Here is a 17,416-nt window from a genome sequence, read left to right as displayed (position 1 = left end):
ACTTTCTAAATACCGATGAATCAGGAGTACGTTCTCCCGCTGGGCGGATCATGCTTTCGCTGAAGATGCGGGGCGCGCAGACAGCCGCCACTATCGGGGAACATCTGGGAACCACGGGCGAGGCCGTTCGCCAGCAGTTGGTGCGTCTTGCGGAGGAGGGGCTTGTTTCCTCGCATTCCGTATCCCAGGGCGTCGGTCGGCCTTCATTATTCTGGGATCTGACCGAAGCCGGTAACAAACGTTTTCCCGACACGCATGCCGATTTGACCGTTCAGCTTCTGCATTCCGTGCGCACCATTCTGGGCGATGATGCGCTGGATACGCTGATTGCCCATCGCGAGACCGAGACCCGCCGTCAGTATCAGGCGCGATTGCAGGATTTGTCGCTCGATCAGCGTGTAAAGCAACTTGCCGACATCCGCTCTGCCGAAGGCTATATGGCTGATGCGGAAAAGCGGGAAGACGGCTCGTGGCTGCTCATCGAAAATCATTGCCCCATCTGCGCCGCCGCAGATGCCTGTCAGGGCTTCTGCCGGTCAGAGCTTCAGATATTCAGGGCCGTGCTTGGCCCTGATGTTTCGGTAAACCGCACCGAGCATATTCTGGCGGGCGCGCGGCGCTGCGCCTACGTTATTTCGCCCGCCTGATAATTCTCAGCATCGTGCCGTTTGCGGCTGCCTTGCGCTGCGGACGAGAGCGAGCGCCGACACGAACGCCAGCGCGGACAGAATGGCGAAGCCGGAGAAGAGCCAAAGTGCCGCATTTGCCGTGCCGGTAAACCCGCCAGGATTGGTGAGTCCGGCGATATTGGCAACCATTCCGGCAAGTGCGGCACCAAGGGCGGTCGTGAAAAGCTGCACCATGGTCACGGAGGCGGACGCAAGGTTCTGATCCTCAGCGTCGGCACGCTTGAAAATGCCGGTTAGCAGATGTGGCCATGTCAGGCCGACGCCGAAGCCGATCACGGCCAGCGCGATGCAGATCGGCAGCAGATCGTACCAATGGCCTTCGCTGCCTGCTGGAATGAGAAGGGCCAGCGTGACCATGCCTGCCACACCCATGACAGGGGCGGCAAGAATAACGCGGTCGGTTTGCCCGGCAGCGATCCCGGATGACCCGATGGAGCCGAGCGTCCAGCTGCCACCCATGATGGCTGCCAGATAGCCCGCGACAAGCGGGGACTGGTTGTGCAGCACCTGAAAGAACAGCGGCACGAAGACTTCGGAACTGGTGACGGACGCGCTGAGGAAGGAGAGCGTCAGATAAAGTGCGCCGAGTTTCTGGATGCTGAACGAGCCTTTCGGAAGGATACGTCGGCTGGCTTTCTTTTCCACGACAGCGAGGAGAAGCAGCAGGACGACGGCGAGCGCGACGCCACCGGCATTGAGCGCCAGTTCCGACGAAATGCTTCCGGCAGAAACGGCAAGGACAGCAGCGGTCAGAAGGACGAGCTGCGGCCACGCCAGCCGGTCATTGCTGGCTGCGGAGCCGGATTCACGCGGCAGCACCGTCATGGCCATGATGGTGAACACGGCAATCACGGGTGCCAGCGACCAGAAAGCGGCGCGCCACATGCCAAGCTCTGCAAAAACGCCGCCGATGGCAGGGCCGACAAGCGTGGCCACGCCCCACATGCCGGAAACAAGACCAATGGCGCGCGGCCATAGCGCTTCGTCGAAAACGATGCGGATCATGGAATAGGAGAGCGCCAGCATCATGCCGCCGCCAAGGCCCTGTATGGCGCGTCCTGCCAGCATGACCGGCATGGAAGGAGCAAGGCCGCAGGTCAGGGTTCCCGCAGCAAAGATGCACGCAGCGATCAGATAGGCGCTGCGCGGGCCTGCCTGCGAAAGCAGGCGCGGCACGAGGGCTGAGCCGAGGATCGATGCAGTCACGAACAGCGCCGTGTTCCATGCGTAATAATCCATGCCGCCAATATCGGCGACCACCGTTGGCAGGATGGTGGTGGCAATGAACACGTTGATGGCATGAAGCGCCACGCCGCCAACGAGCGTCAGCGATACGATGGCGTTCCTGCCAGCGAACAGGTCTCCCCAACCGGCAGTCGGCTTGTGATCCTGCATTTGATTTTCCTTTGACTATCATGGTGCGGGCGACGCCCGAACTGGCGTCCCGAATATGAAATAATGGCTACGCCTGCGCCTATAATTTGTCAAGCAAAGGCTTGTTTAATTAAATTGATGGTGGCATTGGAACGAGTATTTCCAGCAAAAGTGCGCAGCGGTTTTGCGCTGGATAATACGATAAAACAAAAGGTTAGAGTGGTTTCGGCGACTCGGTTTTAACCAAAACCACTCTAGCAAGCCGCAATGACCGGCAGAAGCGGCTGCTTCTGCCAAAGAGTTTCAATGAAAACCACGGGGCGCGTGGGAAGCAAGCGGGAAGGGGTTCAAATTCCCTCAGAAAGCTCTATATGAGACGCGAACCCCGGAGGCAGGGGAAGTAGTCCGCGATAGCTTGTGGGGAAATTTTTCCCGATAATGCTGTGGCGGATTTGTGTTTCTGTCACAAGCTTCCTATAAGCCTTCAAATAATTTGGGAAACTACTTGTGTGTTTCCTCAACATGGCCAACCAGCCTTGCTGGCGAGGCCTGATTTCCCCAACTGACGACCCGGCCAGATAACTCGGAACACTCATGATCCAGACGCCTTACTACCTGATCGACAAGACCAAGCTGAAGCGCAACATGGAAAAGGTTGCCTATGTGCGCGAGAAATCCGGCGCCAAGGCGCTGCTGGCGCTGAAATGCTTTGCCACCTGGTCGGTGTTTGATCTGATGAGCGAATATATGGACGGCACCACCTCGTCTTCGGTCAACGAAGTGCGTCTCGGTCATGAAAGATTCGGCGGTGAAACCCATGCCTACAGCGTGGCCTATGCCGATAATGAGATCGACGAGGTTATCAGCCACGCCGACAAGATCATCTTTAATTCGATCAGTCAGCTGGAGCGTTTTGCCGACAAGGCGTCGGGCATCAAGCGCGGCCTGCGGCTCAATCCGGGTGTGTCGTCTTCGAGCTTCGATCTTGCCGATCCGGCACGTCCGTTCAGCCGTCTTGGCGAATGGGATGTGGCGAAGGTTGAGAAAGTCATGGATCGCGTGACCGGCTTCATGATTCATAACAATTGCGAAAATTCCGATTTCGGCCTGTTCGACCGAATGCTGACCGATATCGAGGAAAAGTTTGGCTCGCTGCTTCATCGCGTTGAATGGGTCAGCCTTGGTGGCGGCATCCACTTCACCGGCGACGATTATCCGGTCGATGATTTCTGCGCGCGCCTGAAGGCATTCTCGGAAAAATTCGGCGTTCAGGTCTATCTGGAGCCGGGCGAGGCCTCGATCACCAAGACCACCACGCTGGAAGTCACCGTTCTGGACACGCTTTATAACGGCAAGAACCTCGCTATCGTCGATAGCTCGATTGAAGCACATATGCTCGATCTGCTGATTTATCGGGAAAAGGCAAAGATGGCGCCGAATAATGGCGAGCACAGCTATATGGTCTGCGGCAAGTCCTGCCTTGCGGGCGATATTTTCGGCGAGTTCACTTTCGACAAGCCGCTCTCCATCGGCGACCGTCTCTCATTTGAGGATGCGGCCGGTTATACCATGGTCAAGAAGAACTGGTTTAATGGCGTGAAGATGCCAGCCATTGCCGTGCGCGAACTCGACGGCACGGTCACAGTCGTCCGCGAATTCGATTACGCGGATTTCGAGGGTTCGCTCTCCTGAACCCTGTGTCGCAGTATTGATCCGCGACGCGAAACTGAACCTGTTCCGACCGGAAGGCAGTCGGGACGTATAATAGATGGCGGGAAACCGCTGGAAGAGGAAGCATCGACAGAAAATGAAGAAGAACGTTCTCATTATCGGCGCCGGGGGCGTGGCACAGGTTGTTGCACATAAATGTGCGCAAAACTCTGACATATTGGGCGATATCCATATTGCGTCCCGCACGGTTGAGAAATGCCGCAAGATTATCGATAGCGTGCATGAAAAGAAAAGCCTCAAGACCGAGGTGAAGCTGGAAGCGCATGCGCTGGACGCGATGGATATTGAAGCCACCAAGGCTCTCATCCAGAAGACGGGCGTTCAGATCGTCATCAATGTCGGCTCGGCCTTCCTCAATATGTCGGTTCTGCGCGCCTGTATCGATACGGGCGTTGCCTATATGGACACCGCGATCCACGAAGACCCGAAGAAGATCTGCGAGACCCCGCCATGGTATGGCAATTATGAGTGGAAGCATCTGAAGGAATGCGAGGAGAAGGGCATCACCGCCATTCTCGGCATCGGCTTTGATCCGGGCGTCGTCAATGCCTATGCGCGGCTGGCTGCCGACGATTATCTGGATGAAGTCAAATCCATCGACATCGTCGACATCAATGCCGGTTCGCATGGCCGCTGGTTCTCGACCAATTTCGACCCGGAGATCAATTTCCGTGAATTCACCGGCACGGTCTACTCCTGGCAGAACGGCGCCTGGCAGTCGAACAAGATGTTCGAAGTCGGCCACACGTTCGATCTGCCGGTCGTCGGCCCGAGCAAGGCTTACATGACCGGCCATGACGAAGTGCACTCGCTCTCCAAGAACTACCCGAACGCCGATGTGCGTTTCTGGATGGGCTTTGGCGATCACTACATCAATGTCTTTACCGTCCTGAACAATCTGGGCCTCCTGTCCGAACAGCCGGTCAAGACGGCTGAAGGTCTGGAAGTCGTGCCGCTCAAGGTGGTCAAGGCCGTGCTGCCCGATCCGTCATCACTTGCGCCCGATTATACCGGCAAGACCTGCATTGGCGATTTCGTCAAGGGCACTAAGGACGGCAAGGAAAAGGAAGTCTTCATCTATAACGTTGCCGACCATAAGGACGCTTATAACGAAGTGGGTTCGCAGGGCATTTCCTACACCGCTGGCGTTCCGCCGGTCGCGGCTGCAATCCTGATCGCTTCGGGCGAATGGGACGTGAAGAAGATGGTCAATGTGGAAGAGCTGAACCCTAAGCCTTTCCTCCATATCCTGAACCAGATCGGCCTGCCGTCGCGCATCAAGGATGAAGACGGCGACCGCGCTCTCGACTTCGCGTAAGCATTGATCTGAATGATAGAAAACCCCGCGTCGGCGGGGTTTTCTATTGCGCATTGCTCTGGCTGCACTCTGCCGCCTACCACGCCTTCATCCTGAGAAGGCCCGCAGGGCCGTCTCGCCGGAAGCGCAGAAAGGCACCACTTGCAGGCCGTCAGCGCCTGAATATCAATTGCCCCGGGGCCAGGTGTCCGACAACCGATAACCTCCCGGAAACGGGTCGCTCGGATCGAGCATGAGCTGCGACGTGCCGGTCACCCATGCACGACCGGAAATGATCGGGCTGATGGCGGGCTTGCCGCCGATTTCGATCACCTTGTCGAGCTTGCAGTGAAATTCGGTGCCAAGCACCGATTTGCCGATATAGCGCTCACCCACTTTCATCTGGCCCTTGGCGTGCAGCACGGCCATGCGTGCCGAACAGCCGGTGCCGGTTGGCGAACGATCCAGTTTGGCCGGGCGAATGGCAACCGTGTTCACGCCGGTCAGTCCATCGCCCTTGCGTGTCACCGGCTCGGTGATCTGACAAAACGAAATGTGGTTCCAGTCTTTTTCGGGATGGCGGAAGCCCAGCTGTTCATTGGCGGCCTTGGTGATCTTCACGCCGATTTCGGCCAGCTCCCGCGCCTGATCCGGCTCGATCTTCATGCCGATCTGAGCCGCGTCAATAATAACAAAACTGTCGCCGCCATAGGCCGTATCGACCGTGACCGTGCCGATCCCTTCGATCTCCAGCGCCGCATCCAGCCGGTCGGCGAAGGATGGTACGTTGCGCACACTGATGCGCTCGGCCTTGCCATTGCGGCATTCGGCCTCCACCTCGATGATGCCGCCCGGTGCTTCCAGCACCATGCGCGTCACCGGTTCCTGCATGGGAATAATGCCGCTGTCGAGCAGAACGGTCGAGACGCAGATCGAATTGGAGCCGGACATGGGCGGTGTATCGGCGGGTTCCATGATGATGAAGCCCATCTGCGCGCGCGGGTCTTTCGGCGGCACCAGCAGATTGACGTGACGAAACACGCCGCCGCGCGGCTCATTGAGCACGAAATTGCGCAAGGTTTCGTCGCATGCGATGAATCGCGACTGTTCCCACAGCGTATCCCCCGGCGGCGGCGTTACACCGCCAACGATAACGTCGCCAACTTCCCCCTCCGCATGACAGCCGACAATATGGATGACCTTGGTGCTGCGCATGACGCCTCCCTGCAATTAATGCAATCATTCCTATCGGTTAGGCCGCAAGCGTCAATCCTTTATCGGACGGGCAATTGCGCTTTCGCGTCAGAATGAGGATTTCATTCCTCTTTCGGTCAGGAGATGAAAAATCCGTTTCGAGACGTGTTGCTTCTTTGGGCGAGTCTGGTATCCATGTTGCTCTAATTTTGTGCAAATCGATGCGCAGCCCGCTTGGCTCCGGATCAGTTTCTGGAACATACACAACGTTCCCGATAGAAATTGAGCAACCCGAAAAGTGGGGGCGTGGTCGCTTTATGAGCGATGAACGCCCTTAGCCGGCATGGGACGGTCGATGATCGTATTTCCGCGCCTCTTCTCAGATTGACCTGGTCTCTGATGTTCCGGGGTGTGGCCTCAGTCAAATGGAACATCCGGCGGACGACGGCTCCGGATGCTTCGGGGAGCAGACTATGGACAGGACAATCGATGCGGGCTTTCAGGAGCCCCATGAATCCGGCACGCAGCGCTGGGGCCGGGAGATGGCCACGGCGCTGAAACTTGGCTGGCCGCTGATCTTCACCAATCTTTCGCAGGCGGCATTGACCGCGACCGACGTCATCTTCATTGGGCGTCTGGGTGCCGACACGCTTGCCTCGGCCCTGCTGGCGACGAGCTTTTATCATACGCTCATGATCTTCTCGATGGGGCTTGTCTCGGCTGTGATGCCGATGATCGCCATCGCGCTGGGCAAGAACCGCCACTCGGTGCGCGATGTGCGGCGCACGGTGCGTCAGGGTTTCTGGACAGCAATCATGATCGCGGTGCCGATCTGGATCGTTCTTTGGTACTGCGAGGAAATTTTTCTTTTCCTCGGCCAGCGGCCTGATATTGCCGCGCGTTCAACGGATTTCATGCACACGCTGCAATGGGCGCTGTTGCCCTATCTTTTCTACATCATCCTGCGGTCTTTCTTCGCCGCCATGGAAAAGCCGATGTGGACCCTGCTGGTTGCCGCGCTCGCCATCGGCTTCAACGCGCTGGCTGGCTGGACGCTCATTTTCGGCCATTTCGGCTTTCCGCGCATGGAACTGCACGGCGCCGGCATCGCCACGACACTGTCGAGCACAATGATGTTCCTCGGCCTGGCGGTGATCACGCTGCGGCATCGCCGCTTTCGCCGCTATCACCTGTTTGGGCGTTTCTGGCGTCCAGACTGGCCGCGCCTGCTTGAACTCTGGCGCATCGGCATTCCGATGGCGCTGACCTTCGTGTTCGAGACTTCCATCTTTTATGCTGCCGTGGTCATGATGGGCCGCATCGGACCAACGGCGATGGCTGCTCATGCCGTGGCGATCCAGATTGCATCGCTCAGCTTCATGGTGCCGCTCGGTTTCGGACAGGTGGCGACCGTGCGCGTGGGCCGTGCCTATGGTGCGGGAAATCCAAAGGCGATTGCCTATGCGGGCTGGAGCGCCTATTTCCTCGGCGTCGGTTTCATGGCCGTGACGGGGCTCTTGATGATCCTGATTCCGCGCCTGTTCATCGGGGTTTTCCTCGATCTGCACGATCCGCAGAACATCCCGGTGATGGAGCTGGCGGTCAGCTTCCTCGCGCTGGCGGCGTTGTTCCAGACGGTTGACGGTGCCCAAGCCGTCGCGGCGGGCATGTTGCGTGGCCTGCGCGACACGCGCATACCGATGTATCTTGCCCTGCTCGGCTACTGGGGCGTCGGGCTGCCGCTCGGCGCGGTGCTGGCCTTCTATTTCGAAATGGGCGGGCAGGGAATCTGGCTCGGCCTTGCTGCGGGTCTCGGCATCGTTGCAGTGTTGATGACGCTGCGCTGGCGCAAACATCTGGCACATATTTCGGCCCTGCATTCGGCCTGAATAAAAAGGCCGTGCAATCCCGCGATCGCATGGCCTTTTTAACGAGGTATTCCTATCAGAAATAGGAACGAAGTTAGCAATATCAGCGCGAACCAGAGAAACGGGGTAAGCCAGTCAATCAATCTGCGAGGATGCGAACTGTCCAGACTATCTTCGCAAGGCGCTGTAGCCTGCATCTTGTCCCCAAGGGTCATTTGCGTCATGCGCTCGACATGCTGAATAGTATAGTCTGAAATTATTTTAAATGTTCTTGTTTCAAGTCCAATATAGTATCCGATTATTCGGTGATAATGGTTGAATCTATAATTATAATTAAGTGGACTAATGTCGATATATGAAAACTCATCCAGAACTATCCGCGGAATGGATTCCTGGTCCTGAAATAATTCGGCATTTATATAAAAGTTGTGTCGAAGATTGCTCTCCAGCTCAACCAGTCGCATCATGAGGCTGGTATCGATCCATTCTGAGTGTATCGACATGATCGGACGAGACCGCGTCTGCCCTTTCAGTGCATTGTCATACATCAGAGCTCCTTGCGGTAGTTTTCGACCGCCAATGTCTGATGTATCGCTGGAAAGCCCTCGAAATTTAACCGCTGTGTCTTCAACTCATCAAGGATCGTGTTGAAAATACTGACATCGAGAGAAAGGTGAGCGATACGGTTGGCAAGCTCATGTGGAACGCCATATTCGTCAAGTATAACTTCATGACGCGAAAGCTCCAGCTCGTCACTTAAAAGCATGAGGAGCAGCGTCGACAGGCGGTTCATGTTGTTGCTGTTTTCTCGTAGCGGCAACACGCCATAGAAATCGAGGCCTTCGCGTTGCAGCAGATTTGACGCGAAAAGAACAGAACCAGCCATGGCGGCGATGAAACCGTCCTGAATTTCCGAAACTCGGTCAAATTCATATGGCTCCGTGCAGAGAGTTATAAATTTCCCTCCCGATCGAGCTATCATGGAGGGGGCCATCATCTGCACAATACGCCCGAAGCGGATAACGGTGTCGAAGTAGAGCTTCAACGTATCTGAATTGCCGCTTCTTGGATCGTCTGGCATTTCGAGGCAATTTAATACAAAGTCAAAGGGACCCGCTATGTTGAAAATATTACGCAGCCCTCCCATGCCCTTTAATCCGCGCCGCAACAGGCTGGCCCGTGCGGCGGAATCCTCACCGTCCGTCGATGGAAAATGATAGCGAACGACACGATAACCGGCGTTCTGAAATAAGCGGGTCAAACAATCCAGAGACCTGTTTGTCTCGTCGCCAATAAGTAGTAATATCTTAGGAATGCGAACCATTAATATTCTTTCAAAATAAATATACATAAATAATGGTACGTCAAATGAATCCGTATTCTTAAACGGATGCATTATTGAAATAAGAATTTTAGATTTCTGCGTAATTATATGGGTTGTGTTTAATTTTAGGTGAGATTTGATGAAGGTGTATTATTTTTTTGATTGTATTAATGCGATTTTTATTAAATATTTGTTACCGAATATATTATTTCCAGAACAAAATATAGGGGCGAAATATATAGAAATTCTAAAAATAGACTTGTTGTTGCTCTATAGTGTTTCCAGAAAAGACGCAAAGCGGATTCGCGTGAGATAATGCGAAGTACAAATAGTTGAGCGGTTCCATTGGTTCGGTTCGGAGTGATAATCTGATCGAAGCGGGACCGGAAATCAGTCGATGGACTGATTTCCTTGCGTAGGCGTTTCACATCCTTCGGGATGCGCCCTAACCGTGGCCGCTCCGGAGAGGGTTGTTTGCGTCTGTTCCAAAGGCCATCATGCTGGCCAGCAAACGGCGGCCCCCGGTTTACTGGTAGCTGAAAATCGCTACTTTCGCCGAGGCCTGCGGCTTTTGCCTCAGGCGCTCGGAGCCGATCACTTTGTCAGTGCGGCGATGCGGTCGAGAGCGGCACCAAAGCCCTTCAGGGAAATCTTGAAGGCGACCGGCTGGCTTGGGCTCAATGCCGTCGTGGTGATGTTGATATTGGTGCCCGACTTGAGAGCCGCGACCTGCTTTGCGTCAAACGCGACCGGCGCCAGGCAGCCTTGCGGCAGGCAGGTGGAGAAAGCGAGATTGGGTCCGGCAGTCTCATCGATCTTGAGAGAGGCGCCCTTGGCGAGATCGAGACCAAACGGCATCAGCAGGACGCCTTCCACCTTTCCTTCAACATTGCGAAGCTCTGCCGTCAGCACGCGCTGGCCGGTCTGGGAACTGCTCTGTTCCTGCCGGATTGCGCAGATGGTGGCTTCCTTCTGCGACTGGCACGAAACGGTCCAGTCCTGATAGGTTTCCTGCAACGTGCTCGCTCCTCCCGGCAGCGGTGCCGCGAGCGCCGATGCGCTGGAAATGGCGGCAAAGGTAAATGCGAGGCAAATTGCGCGGTAGGTTTTCATAAATAGGATCTCTCTAAATTTAATAAAGGCATTCTGTATGTTCTATGCTTTCTTAGGGAAAATCATTTTTGAAATCAATACCATTGTTTTATTGGTTTTATTAAGAATATTCTATAAGTATAATATATTATACAATGGTGGTTTCCGGGATGGTTTCCGGCCAAGATAGCGCTCGGAAGTTGGCCATCTGGTTCTGGAGCGCGTTTCCATCTGATTGGATGAGATCGGCGCTCTAACTATTTATTTTACCGCCCATTTTTCCGAAAACCATTTCACACTTTTCGGAATGCGCTCCAATATGCAGGAGCCTCCCGAAAGCGGCAATCGCTTTCGGGAGGCTCGCATTAAGACAAATAGTCAAAACGCCGATCTCATTCAGTCGGACGAGGCATCACCTTGCGGCTCCCGTTTCACTTCGGTCAGATCGCGTCCTATTGCTTCAATATGACGTTATTCTTGCCCTTCTCGACCTGATCGATAACGAGCAGTTTTACGGGCTCCGAACCGATATTGGTGCCTTTGTGCCATTGATCGATGGATTCGATGCCGAAGTCTCCGGCCTTGAGCGTGGTCGTTTTACCCGTCACTTCATTGAAAACGCTCAGCGTGCCGGAAAACACATAGGCATATCTGGGATAAGGATGCTTGTGCACGGGCAAACTTGCTCCGGGCGCGATTTCGTATTGGGAAACAATGACTTCCACATCGCCTTGCGGCAGGGCAATCTTGCCGCCGCCGAGAGTCCGGTCGGTCTTCAAAATGGGTGTCACTGTTGCAGCCTTGCCGGTGTTCGGTTCTTTTGCCTGAAGCGGGGAGGAAAGCAATGTCAGTGCCGTTGCAATACATGCAATCCTGGCAAGAGTAGCTGTTGATATAGTCCGGTGCTTGGAGTCACCTTTTATCATTATTTGAATATCCTTCGAATTTTTAATATAAAAAACCGAGTAATATGCCTGCGTATTCTTCAATATATCGAATCTTTTGACGTGAATACTCCCAACAAGTCAGGAGCATGTTTATGCCGGGCCTGGCTGGTTGCCTCCGCTCGAAAACGTTTCGCACTTTTTGGCGCGCGCGTTAAAGTCGCGGCCAGGGTTGGAGGTTGGAGGTTGGGACTTGACGCTACGCTATCAGATCGTTGCACTGGCAATCGTGCCGCTTATCGTGGCCATTCTGACGGTCACGGCCTTCATTACCTGGCAGTCCGCCAATCTCGTCCAGAGCAGCATTGCCACCTTCGAGAAGAACATGCTCAAGGCGAAGGAAACGGAACTGCTGAATCTCACCAATCTGGCGCTTTCCTCCATCCAGCAGATTTACGATGAGGCCGGTCCCAACGATACCGCCGCCATGGAGAAGGTGCGGGAAGTTCTGACTTCGCTCGATTATGGTCGCGACGGCTATTTCTTTGTCTATGACTATAACGGCAACAATGTCGTTCATCCGCGCCAGACTTTTCGGCCCGGACGCAACTGGCTGGACCTCGTCGACCCCGACGGAGATCGCGTTATCGCCAATCTGATCGGCAAGGCCAAGGAAGGCGGAGGGCTGCACCAGTATAAATGGGAAAAGCCGTCCAGCGGCGAAATGGCCGACAAGCTCTCTTTTGCCGTTGGCCTGGATAAGTGGAAGTGGATGCTGGGAACAGGCGTGTATCTTGACGATGTCTACGCGCAGACTGCCGCCGCGAACGCCGATTTCCGCGCCAATATCCGCACGACGTTTCTAATTGTCAGCCTGATCGCCGTGCCAGCTGTGATGCTCGTTTTCGCCACCTGCATGCTGCTCAACCTGCGCGAGCGGCGCATGGCCGACACCAAGCTGAAGGAACTGGCGCAGCGCATCATCGACACACAGGAAGAAGAAAGAGCGCGTCTGGCGCGGGAGCTTCATGACGGCATTTCCCAAAATCTCGTCGGGGTTCGCTATGCCATCGATCTTGCAAGCCGTCAGGTGAGGATGGGCAGCGGAGGCGCGCCGCTTGCGATCGAGAAAGCATCGGATGCGCTCAATGGCGCAATCAAGGAGGTGCGGCGGCTGTCGCATGATCTGCGTCCGCGCATTCTGGACGATCTTGGCCTGACGGTGGCACTCAAGGCCCTGTGCGAGCATTTTTCGGAGCGAACCGGCATTGAAACACGGCTGGAAGCAAATGGGCTGAGCGAGACGCTGAAGCCGGAGGCAAGCACCGCGCTTTATCGTGTCGTGCAGGAAGCGCTTACCAATGTGGAGCGGCATTCCGGTGCAAGCCATGTCGAAATCCGGCTCTGGGGTTCCACTGGCAAGGTTACCATGACCGTCGCCGACAATGGCAATGGCTTCACCGCGCGCGACCTGAAAGATCAGTTATCGGGATTGGGCTTGCGCAATATGCAGGAACGGATGGCACATTTCGGCGGGGTGCTCTTGGTTGAAACCGGCGCAGATGGTACGCAGCTCACCGCGCGCTTGCCGAAATCGGCAACAGAAAGAAAGCGGGAACCGGAAGTCGCATGACGAATGAATGCAAGATTCGCGTATTGCTCGTGGATAATCATCCGCTGGTGCTGGATGGGCTGCGGGCCGTACTCGAAACCTATGACGATATCGAAATAGCCGGGGCGGCTTCCAATGCGCGGAGCGCTCTGGAACTGGCGCTTTCCGTCAATCCCGATGTGGTTCTGATGGATATCAATATGCCGCTTCTCAACGGTATCGACGCTATCGAACTGTTCAAGAAGCAGTTGCCGGGAATTCGCATTCTCATGCTTTCCATGCATGATAGCCGCGAATATATCTCGACCTCCATCATGCGCGGCGCCTCCGGCTATGTGCTGAAGGACGTATCCACGACTGAAATTGTTGCCGCCATCCATGCGGTTGCGTCGGGCGGCACCTATTTCTCCTCCGGTGTTTCGGAAGCGCTGCTCGACAGCGGCGACAGAAAATCGGAAGGTCTGTCCGTTCGCGAAAACGACGTGCTGGTGCTGGTGGCCGAAGGCGGCAGCAATCGTGAGATTGCAACGCGGCTCGGTATCTCCGAAGCAACCGTTGAAACCCACCGCAAGAACATCAAGAAGAAGCTCGGAATTGCCAGCACAGCCGGGCTGACGCGCTATGCCATCGAAAATCGGCTCCGTCTTTCTTCGCAGTAAAGGATATTCAGCCCGCTTCGCGATATCGGCTTACCCACTAATGGGTAGCGGTTTGTTTCTTGGAACTTTCGTCTGCTTGCGGCGCGGAATCGCCGGTCTTATCATTCGCTCCAAAACCGCTTGAGGAGGCGGAACAGGAGGGGAGGAGCGATGTCAGTTCTGCTGGCGTTGTCGCGCGCTATTGACGCGGCCAATAATTTCATCGGGAAATCCATATCGTGGCTGATACTGGTGGCCGTGCTCATCAGCGCCGTCAACGCGGTTTCGCGCAAGCTGTTCAACGTCAGCTCAAATGCGTGGCTGGAAGCGCAATGGTATCTGTTCTCGGCAGTCTTTCTCATCGCAGCCGGTTACACGCTTCTGCATAGCGAGCATGTGAAGGTCGATCTTCTCTACAGCCGCTATTCGCGTCGTACCCAGCTTCTGGTCGAGATTTTCGGCACGATCTTTTTCCTCCTGCCTTTCTGCCTCATCACGATCTATCTCTCCTGGCCCATCGTGGAAGCCAAGATCGCTAGCGGTGAAACCTCCAACAATACGGGCGGGCTGGTTCTCTGGCCGGTCTGGGTGCTGATCCCCATCGGCTTCGGGCTGCTGGCGTTGCAAGGCGTTTCCGAACTCATCAAGCGCATCGCCATCCTTCAAGGCCGCATACCGGACACGGTCGCTCTTGAAGATGCTGAAGCCAAGGCGCTCTGAGGGGGGATGATATGATTGCTTTTATCGCGGAAAACCTGGCTCCCCTCATGTTTCTGTCGCTGGTGGTCGTGCTGTTGCTCGGCTACCCGGTGGCATTTGCGCTGGCCTTTGTCGGTTTTGGCTTCGGCTTCATCGGCATCGAAATGGGGTTGCTGCCGGTCAACCTGTTCGGTGCCATACCGGACCGCATCTTCGGCCAGATGTCGAATGAGACCTTGCTTGCCATTCCGTTCTTCACCTTCATGGGGCTGATACTGGAGCGAAGCGGCATGGCGGAAGAACTGCTCGATACGATCGGGCAGCTTTTCGGTCCCGTGCGGGGCGGTCTCGCCTTTGCAGTTATCGTTGTCGGCGCGCTTCTTGCCGCGACGACAGGCGTGGTTGCCGCTTCCGTCATTTCCATGGGGCTGATTTCGCTCCCGATCATGCTGCGCTACGGCTATGATCGCAAAGTGGCGAGCGGCACGATTGCTGCCTCCGGCACGCTGGCGCAGATCATCCCTCCAAGCCTCGTTCTGATCGTGCTTGCCGATCAGTTGGGCCGTTCGGTCGGCGATATGTACAAGGGGGCGCTTGTCCCCGGCCTCCTGCTGGTCGGCTTTTATTGCGCCTTCATCATCGGCATGGCGATCATGCGGCCTGATTCAGTGCCAGCCCTGCCGCCGCAAGCCCGCACGCTGAAGGGCTGGAAGCTGCTGCAGCGCGTGGTGATCTCGCTCGTGCCGCCGCTAGTCCTGATCTTCCTCGTGCTTGGAACGATCTTCATCGGCGTCGCAACGCCAACGGAAGGCGGCGCCATGGGCGCGGTCGGCGCCCTGCTTCTTGCTATCATCAACCGCCGTCTCAATATGACGATGCTGACTTCGGCACTTTATGCAACGGCAAAACTGTCATCCTTCGTCATCTTCATTCTGCTTGGCGCGCGCGTGTTTTCGCTCACCTTTTATGGCGTCAACGGCCACGTCTGGGTCGAGCATCTGATGACGTCGATCCCCGGCGGCGAGGTCGGCTTCCTGATCGTCGCCAATATTCTGGTGTTCTTCCTGGCCTTCTTCCTCGATTATTTCGAGCTGGCCTTCATCATCATCCCGCTTCTGGCGCCGGTGGCCGACAGTCTTGGCATTGATCTGGTCTGGTTCGGCGTCATGCTGGCGGTCAACATGCAGACATCGTTCATGCATCCGCCCTTCGGCTTCTCGCTCTTCTATCTGCGTTCGGTCGCGCCATCCCGGCCTTACAAGGACAAGGTGACGGGTGCGACCATCCAGCCGGTGACGTCCGGGCAGATCTACATGGGATCGATCCCGTTCCTGATAATCCAGCTGGTCATGGTCGGCATCATCATCACCTTCCCGGGCATTGTGACCCACTACAAGAGCGGCCATCCGCAGGCCGATCCGGCGTCCATCCAGATCAATGTGCCAATGCCGGAATTGGGGCCGGATTCTGGCGGCGGCAATCCTTTCGGTGCAGCTCCCGCACCTTTTGGGGCGCCAGCGCCATCGAATGAGCCTTTGCCGGCACCGTCGTTCGGCTCGCCGCAGCCGAGCTTCGGGCAGGACAAGGATCAGCAGCAAAAACCTGCGCAATGAGGGGAAAACGAGCATTCCGCAGGCCGTAAAATAACCGGAACAATCTCAGGAGGAGAGACATGAAACAGGATTTGAACCGCCGCACATTTCTGACAAAAGGTGCCGCAATCGGCGCTGCTGCCGCGACGAGCGGAGCGGCGCTCGCAACCCCTGCGATCGCGCAGGAATTGCCGACATTGCGCTGGCGTCTGACTTCGGGCTTCCCGAACAATCTTGATACCATCTATGGCGGCGCGGTTTTCATGGCGAATGCCGTGTCGAAGATGACCGACGGCAAGTTCCAGATTCAGGTGTTTCAGGCTGGTGAAATCGTGCCGGGCCCTCAGGCCATCGATGCGGTTCAGGCCAATACGGTCGAAATGGCGCATACATGCGGCTATTATTTCACCGGCAAGAACCCGGCTTTCGCGATCGGTACTGCTATTCCCTTCGGCATGAACACGCGTCTGCAGAATGCCTGGCTTTATCATGGCGGCGGCAACGAACTCTATAACCAGTTCCTGTCGGACTACGGCATCGTCGGCATCGTCGGCGGCAACACCGCTGCACAGATGGGCGGCTGGTATCGCAAGGAAATCAAGAGCCTCGCGGACCTCAAGGGCTTGAAGATGCGTATCGCGGGTGTGGCTGGCGAAGTCATGTCGCGTCTTGGCGTCGTCCCGCAGCAGCTTCCGGGCGGCGACATCTATCCGTCGCTGGAGCGTGGCACGATCGATGCGGCTGAATGGGTCGGCCCTTACGACGATGAAAAGCTCGGCTTCTATCAGATCGCGCCGTATTACTATTACCCGGCCTTCTGGGAAGGCGGTGCCTCGGTGCATTTCTTCATCAACAAGCAGCAATATGAAAGCCTGCCGGAGGCCTACAAGGTTGCACTGAATACAGCCGCCGAAGCTGCGACCCAGAACATGATTGCACTTTACGATGTGAAGAACACCGCCGCCATCCGTTCGCTGGTGTCCAAGGGCGTGAAGCTCCAGCCGCTCCCGCGCGACGTGCTTGACGCCGCCTATAAGGTCGCTTTCGAACTTTACGCGGAATATAACGAGAAAAATCCCGCATGGGCGAAGATCTATCCGTCGTGGAAAAAGTTCCGTGACGAGGGCTTCGAATGGTTCCGCGTCGCTGAATATACCTATGACAGCTATGTCTATGCCCAGCAGGCGGCAGGCAAGTAGTCACCCGCGGGATAGAGCGCCGATCTGGTTCAATCGGATCGAAAACGCGCTCGGGATGAGAAACGCTTTTAGACGGGGCCTTCGGGCCCCGTCAGCCTGCTGACAAACCCCTGGCTATGTCGGGGGTTTTGTGATTCTGTGGGTCATGTTGAAGAAACCCGCCGCCGAACAGACCGCGCTCGAGATGGTGACGCTCGATCAACTGGTCCCGAAAGATCATCTG

The 17,416-nt window shown here is 56.0% G+C and carries 14 protein-coding genes; 9 read left to right on the top strand and 5 right to left on the bottom strand.

Features of this window, described 5'->3' with window-relative positions:
* The first annotated feature begins 50 nt into the window (after positions 1-50).
* A complete protein-coding gene (locus AC0TNJ_RS00830) occupies positions 51-647 on the top strand; it encodes a helix-turn-helix transcriptional regulator (RefSeq protein ID WP_473769921.1) in 597 nt (198 codons plus the stop codon).
* Positions 648-653: 6 nt separating this feature from the next.
* Here AC0TNJ_RS00830 and AC0TNJ_RS00825 read toward each other — a convergent pair whose 3' ends face one another.
* Complete coding sequence (locus tag AC0TNJ_RS00825) at positions 654-2,084, bottom strand: MFS transporter (RefSeq protein ID WP_122000618.1); 1,431 nt, start codon at positions 2,082-2,084, stop codon at positions 654-656.
* A 573-nt stretch (positions 2,085-2,657) separates the two neighbouring features.
* Here AC0TNJ_RS00825 and nspC point away from each other — a divergent pair.
* The gene (nspC, locus tag AC0TNJ_RS00820) at positions 2,658-3,755 is read left to right on the top strand and encodes a carboxynorspermidine decarboxylase (protein WP_473769920.1); all 1,098 of its coding nucleotides are present in this window, start codon (positions 2,658-2,660) and stop codon (positions 3,753-3,755) included.
* A 115-nt stretch (positions 3,756-3,870) separates the two neighbouring features.
* Positions 3,871-5,112, top strand: a complete 1,242-nt coding sequence (locus AC0TNJ_RS00815; RefSeq protein ID WP_122000616.1) for a saccharopine dehydrogenase family protein — start codon at positions 3,871-3,873, stop codon at positions 5,110-5,112.
* Positions 5,113-5,277: 165 nt separating this feature from the next.
* Here AC0TNJ_RS00815 and AC0TNJ_RS00810 read toward each other — a convergent pair whose 3' ends face one another.
* Complete coding sequence (locus AC0TNJ_RS00810; protein WP_473769919.1) at positions 5,278-6,306, bottom strand: trans-3-hydroxy-L-proline dehydratase; 1,029 nt, start codon at positions 6,304-6,306, stop codon at positions 5,278-5,280.
* A gap of 452 nt (positions 6,307-6,758) precedes the next feature.
* Between AC0TNJ_RS00810 and AC0TNJ_RS00805 the strand changes: the two genes are divergently transcribed.
* Positions 6,759-8,174, top strand: coding sequence for an MATE family efflux transporter (locus tag AC0TNJ_RS00805; RefSeq protein WP_473769918.1), 1,416 nt, complete (start codon positions 6,759-6,761; stop codon positions 8,172-8,174).
* A gap of 526 nt (positions 8,175-8,700) precedes the next feature.
* On the opposite strand, the gene AC0TNJ_RS00800 is transcribed toward AC0TNJ_RS00805, so the two are convergent.
* From AC0TNJ_RS00800 to AC0TNJ_RS00790, 3 genes are all read right to left on the bottom strand, one after another.
* Complete coding sequence (locus AC0TNJ_RS00800) at positions 8,701-9,477, bottom strand: hypothetical protein (protein WP_473769917.1); 777 nt, start codon at positions 9,475-9,477, stop codon at positions 8,701-8,703.
* Positions 9,478-10,071: 594 nt separating this feature from the next.
* On the bottom strand, positions 10,072-10,590 hold the full coding sequence (locus AC0TNJ_RS00795; protein WP_473768778.1) for an invasion associated locus B family protein: 519 nt from the start codon (positions 10,588-10,590) through the stop codon (positions 10,072-10,074).
* 431 nt (positions 10,591-11,021) lie between these two features.
* Positions 11,022-11,558 (bottom strand): cupin domain-containing protein, encoded by a 537-nt coding sequence (locus AC0TNJ_RS00790; RefSeq protein WP_473769916.1) that lies wholly within the window; start codon positions 11,556-11,558, stop codon positions 11,022-11,024.
* Positions 11,559-11,706: 148 nt separating this feature from the next.
* Between AC0TNJ_RS00790 and mctS the strand changes: the two genes are divergently transcribed.
* From mctS to AC0TNJ_RS00765, 5 genes are all read left to right on the top strand, one after another.
* Positions 11,707-13,086: a two-component system sensor histidine kinase MctS gene (gene mctS, locus AC0TNJ_RS00785; protein WP_473769915.1), complete on the top strand. Its 1,380-nt coding sequence runs from the start codon at positions 11,707-11,709 to the stop codon at positions 13,084-13,086.
* A complete protein-coding gene (gene mctR, locus AC0TNJ_RS00780) occupies positions 13,083-13,724 on the top strand; it encodes a two-component system response regulator MctR (protein ID WP_122000606.1) in 642 nt (213 codons plus the stop codon). The genes mctS and mctR overlap by 4 nt, the downstream gene beginning before the upstream one ends.
* Positions 13,725-13,874: 150 nt before the next feature.
* Positions 13,875-14,423, top strand: coding sequence for a TRAP transporter small permease subunit (locus AC0TNJ_RS00775; protein WP_122000605.1), 549 nt, complete (start codon positions 13,875-13,877; stop codon positions 14,421-14,423).
* 11 nt (positions 14,424-14,434) lie between these two features.
* A complete protein-coding gene (locus AC0TNJ_RS00770) occupies positions 14,435-16,015 on the top strand; it encodes a TRAP transporter large permease (protein ID WP_473768774.1) in 1,581 nt (526 codons plus the stop codon).
* 59 nt (positions 16,016-16,074) lie between these two features.
* A complete protein-coding gene (locus AC0TNJ_RS00765) occupies positions 16,075-17,193 on the top strand; it encodes a TRAP transporter substrate-binding protein (RefSeq protein WP_122000603.1) in 1,119 nt (372 codons plus the stop codon).
* Positions 17,194-17,416: the final 223 nt, after the last annotated feature.

The sequence above is a fragment of the Ochrobactrum sp. PL_is483 genome, assembly GCF_055816855.1.
The sequence above is the reverse complement of the archived record's forward strand: the minus strand, read 5'-3'. Positions and strand labels throughout refer to the sequence as shown.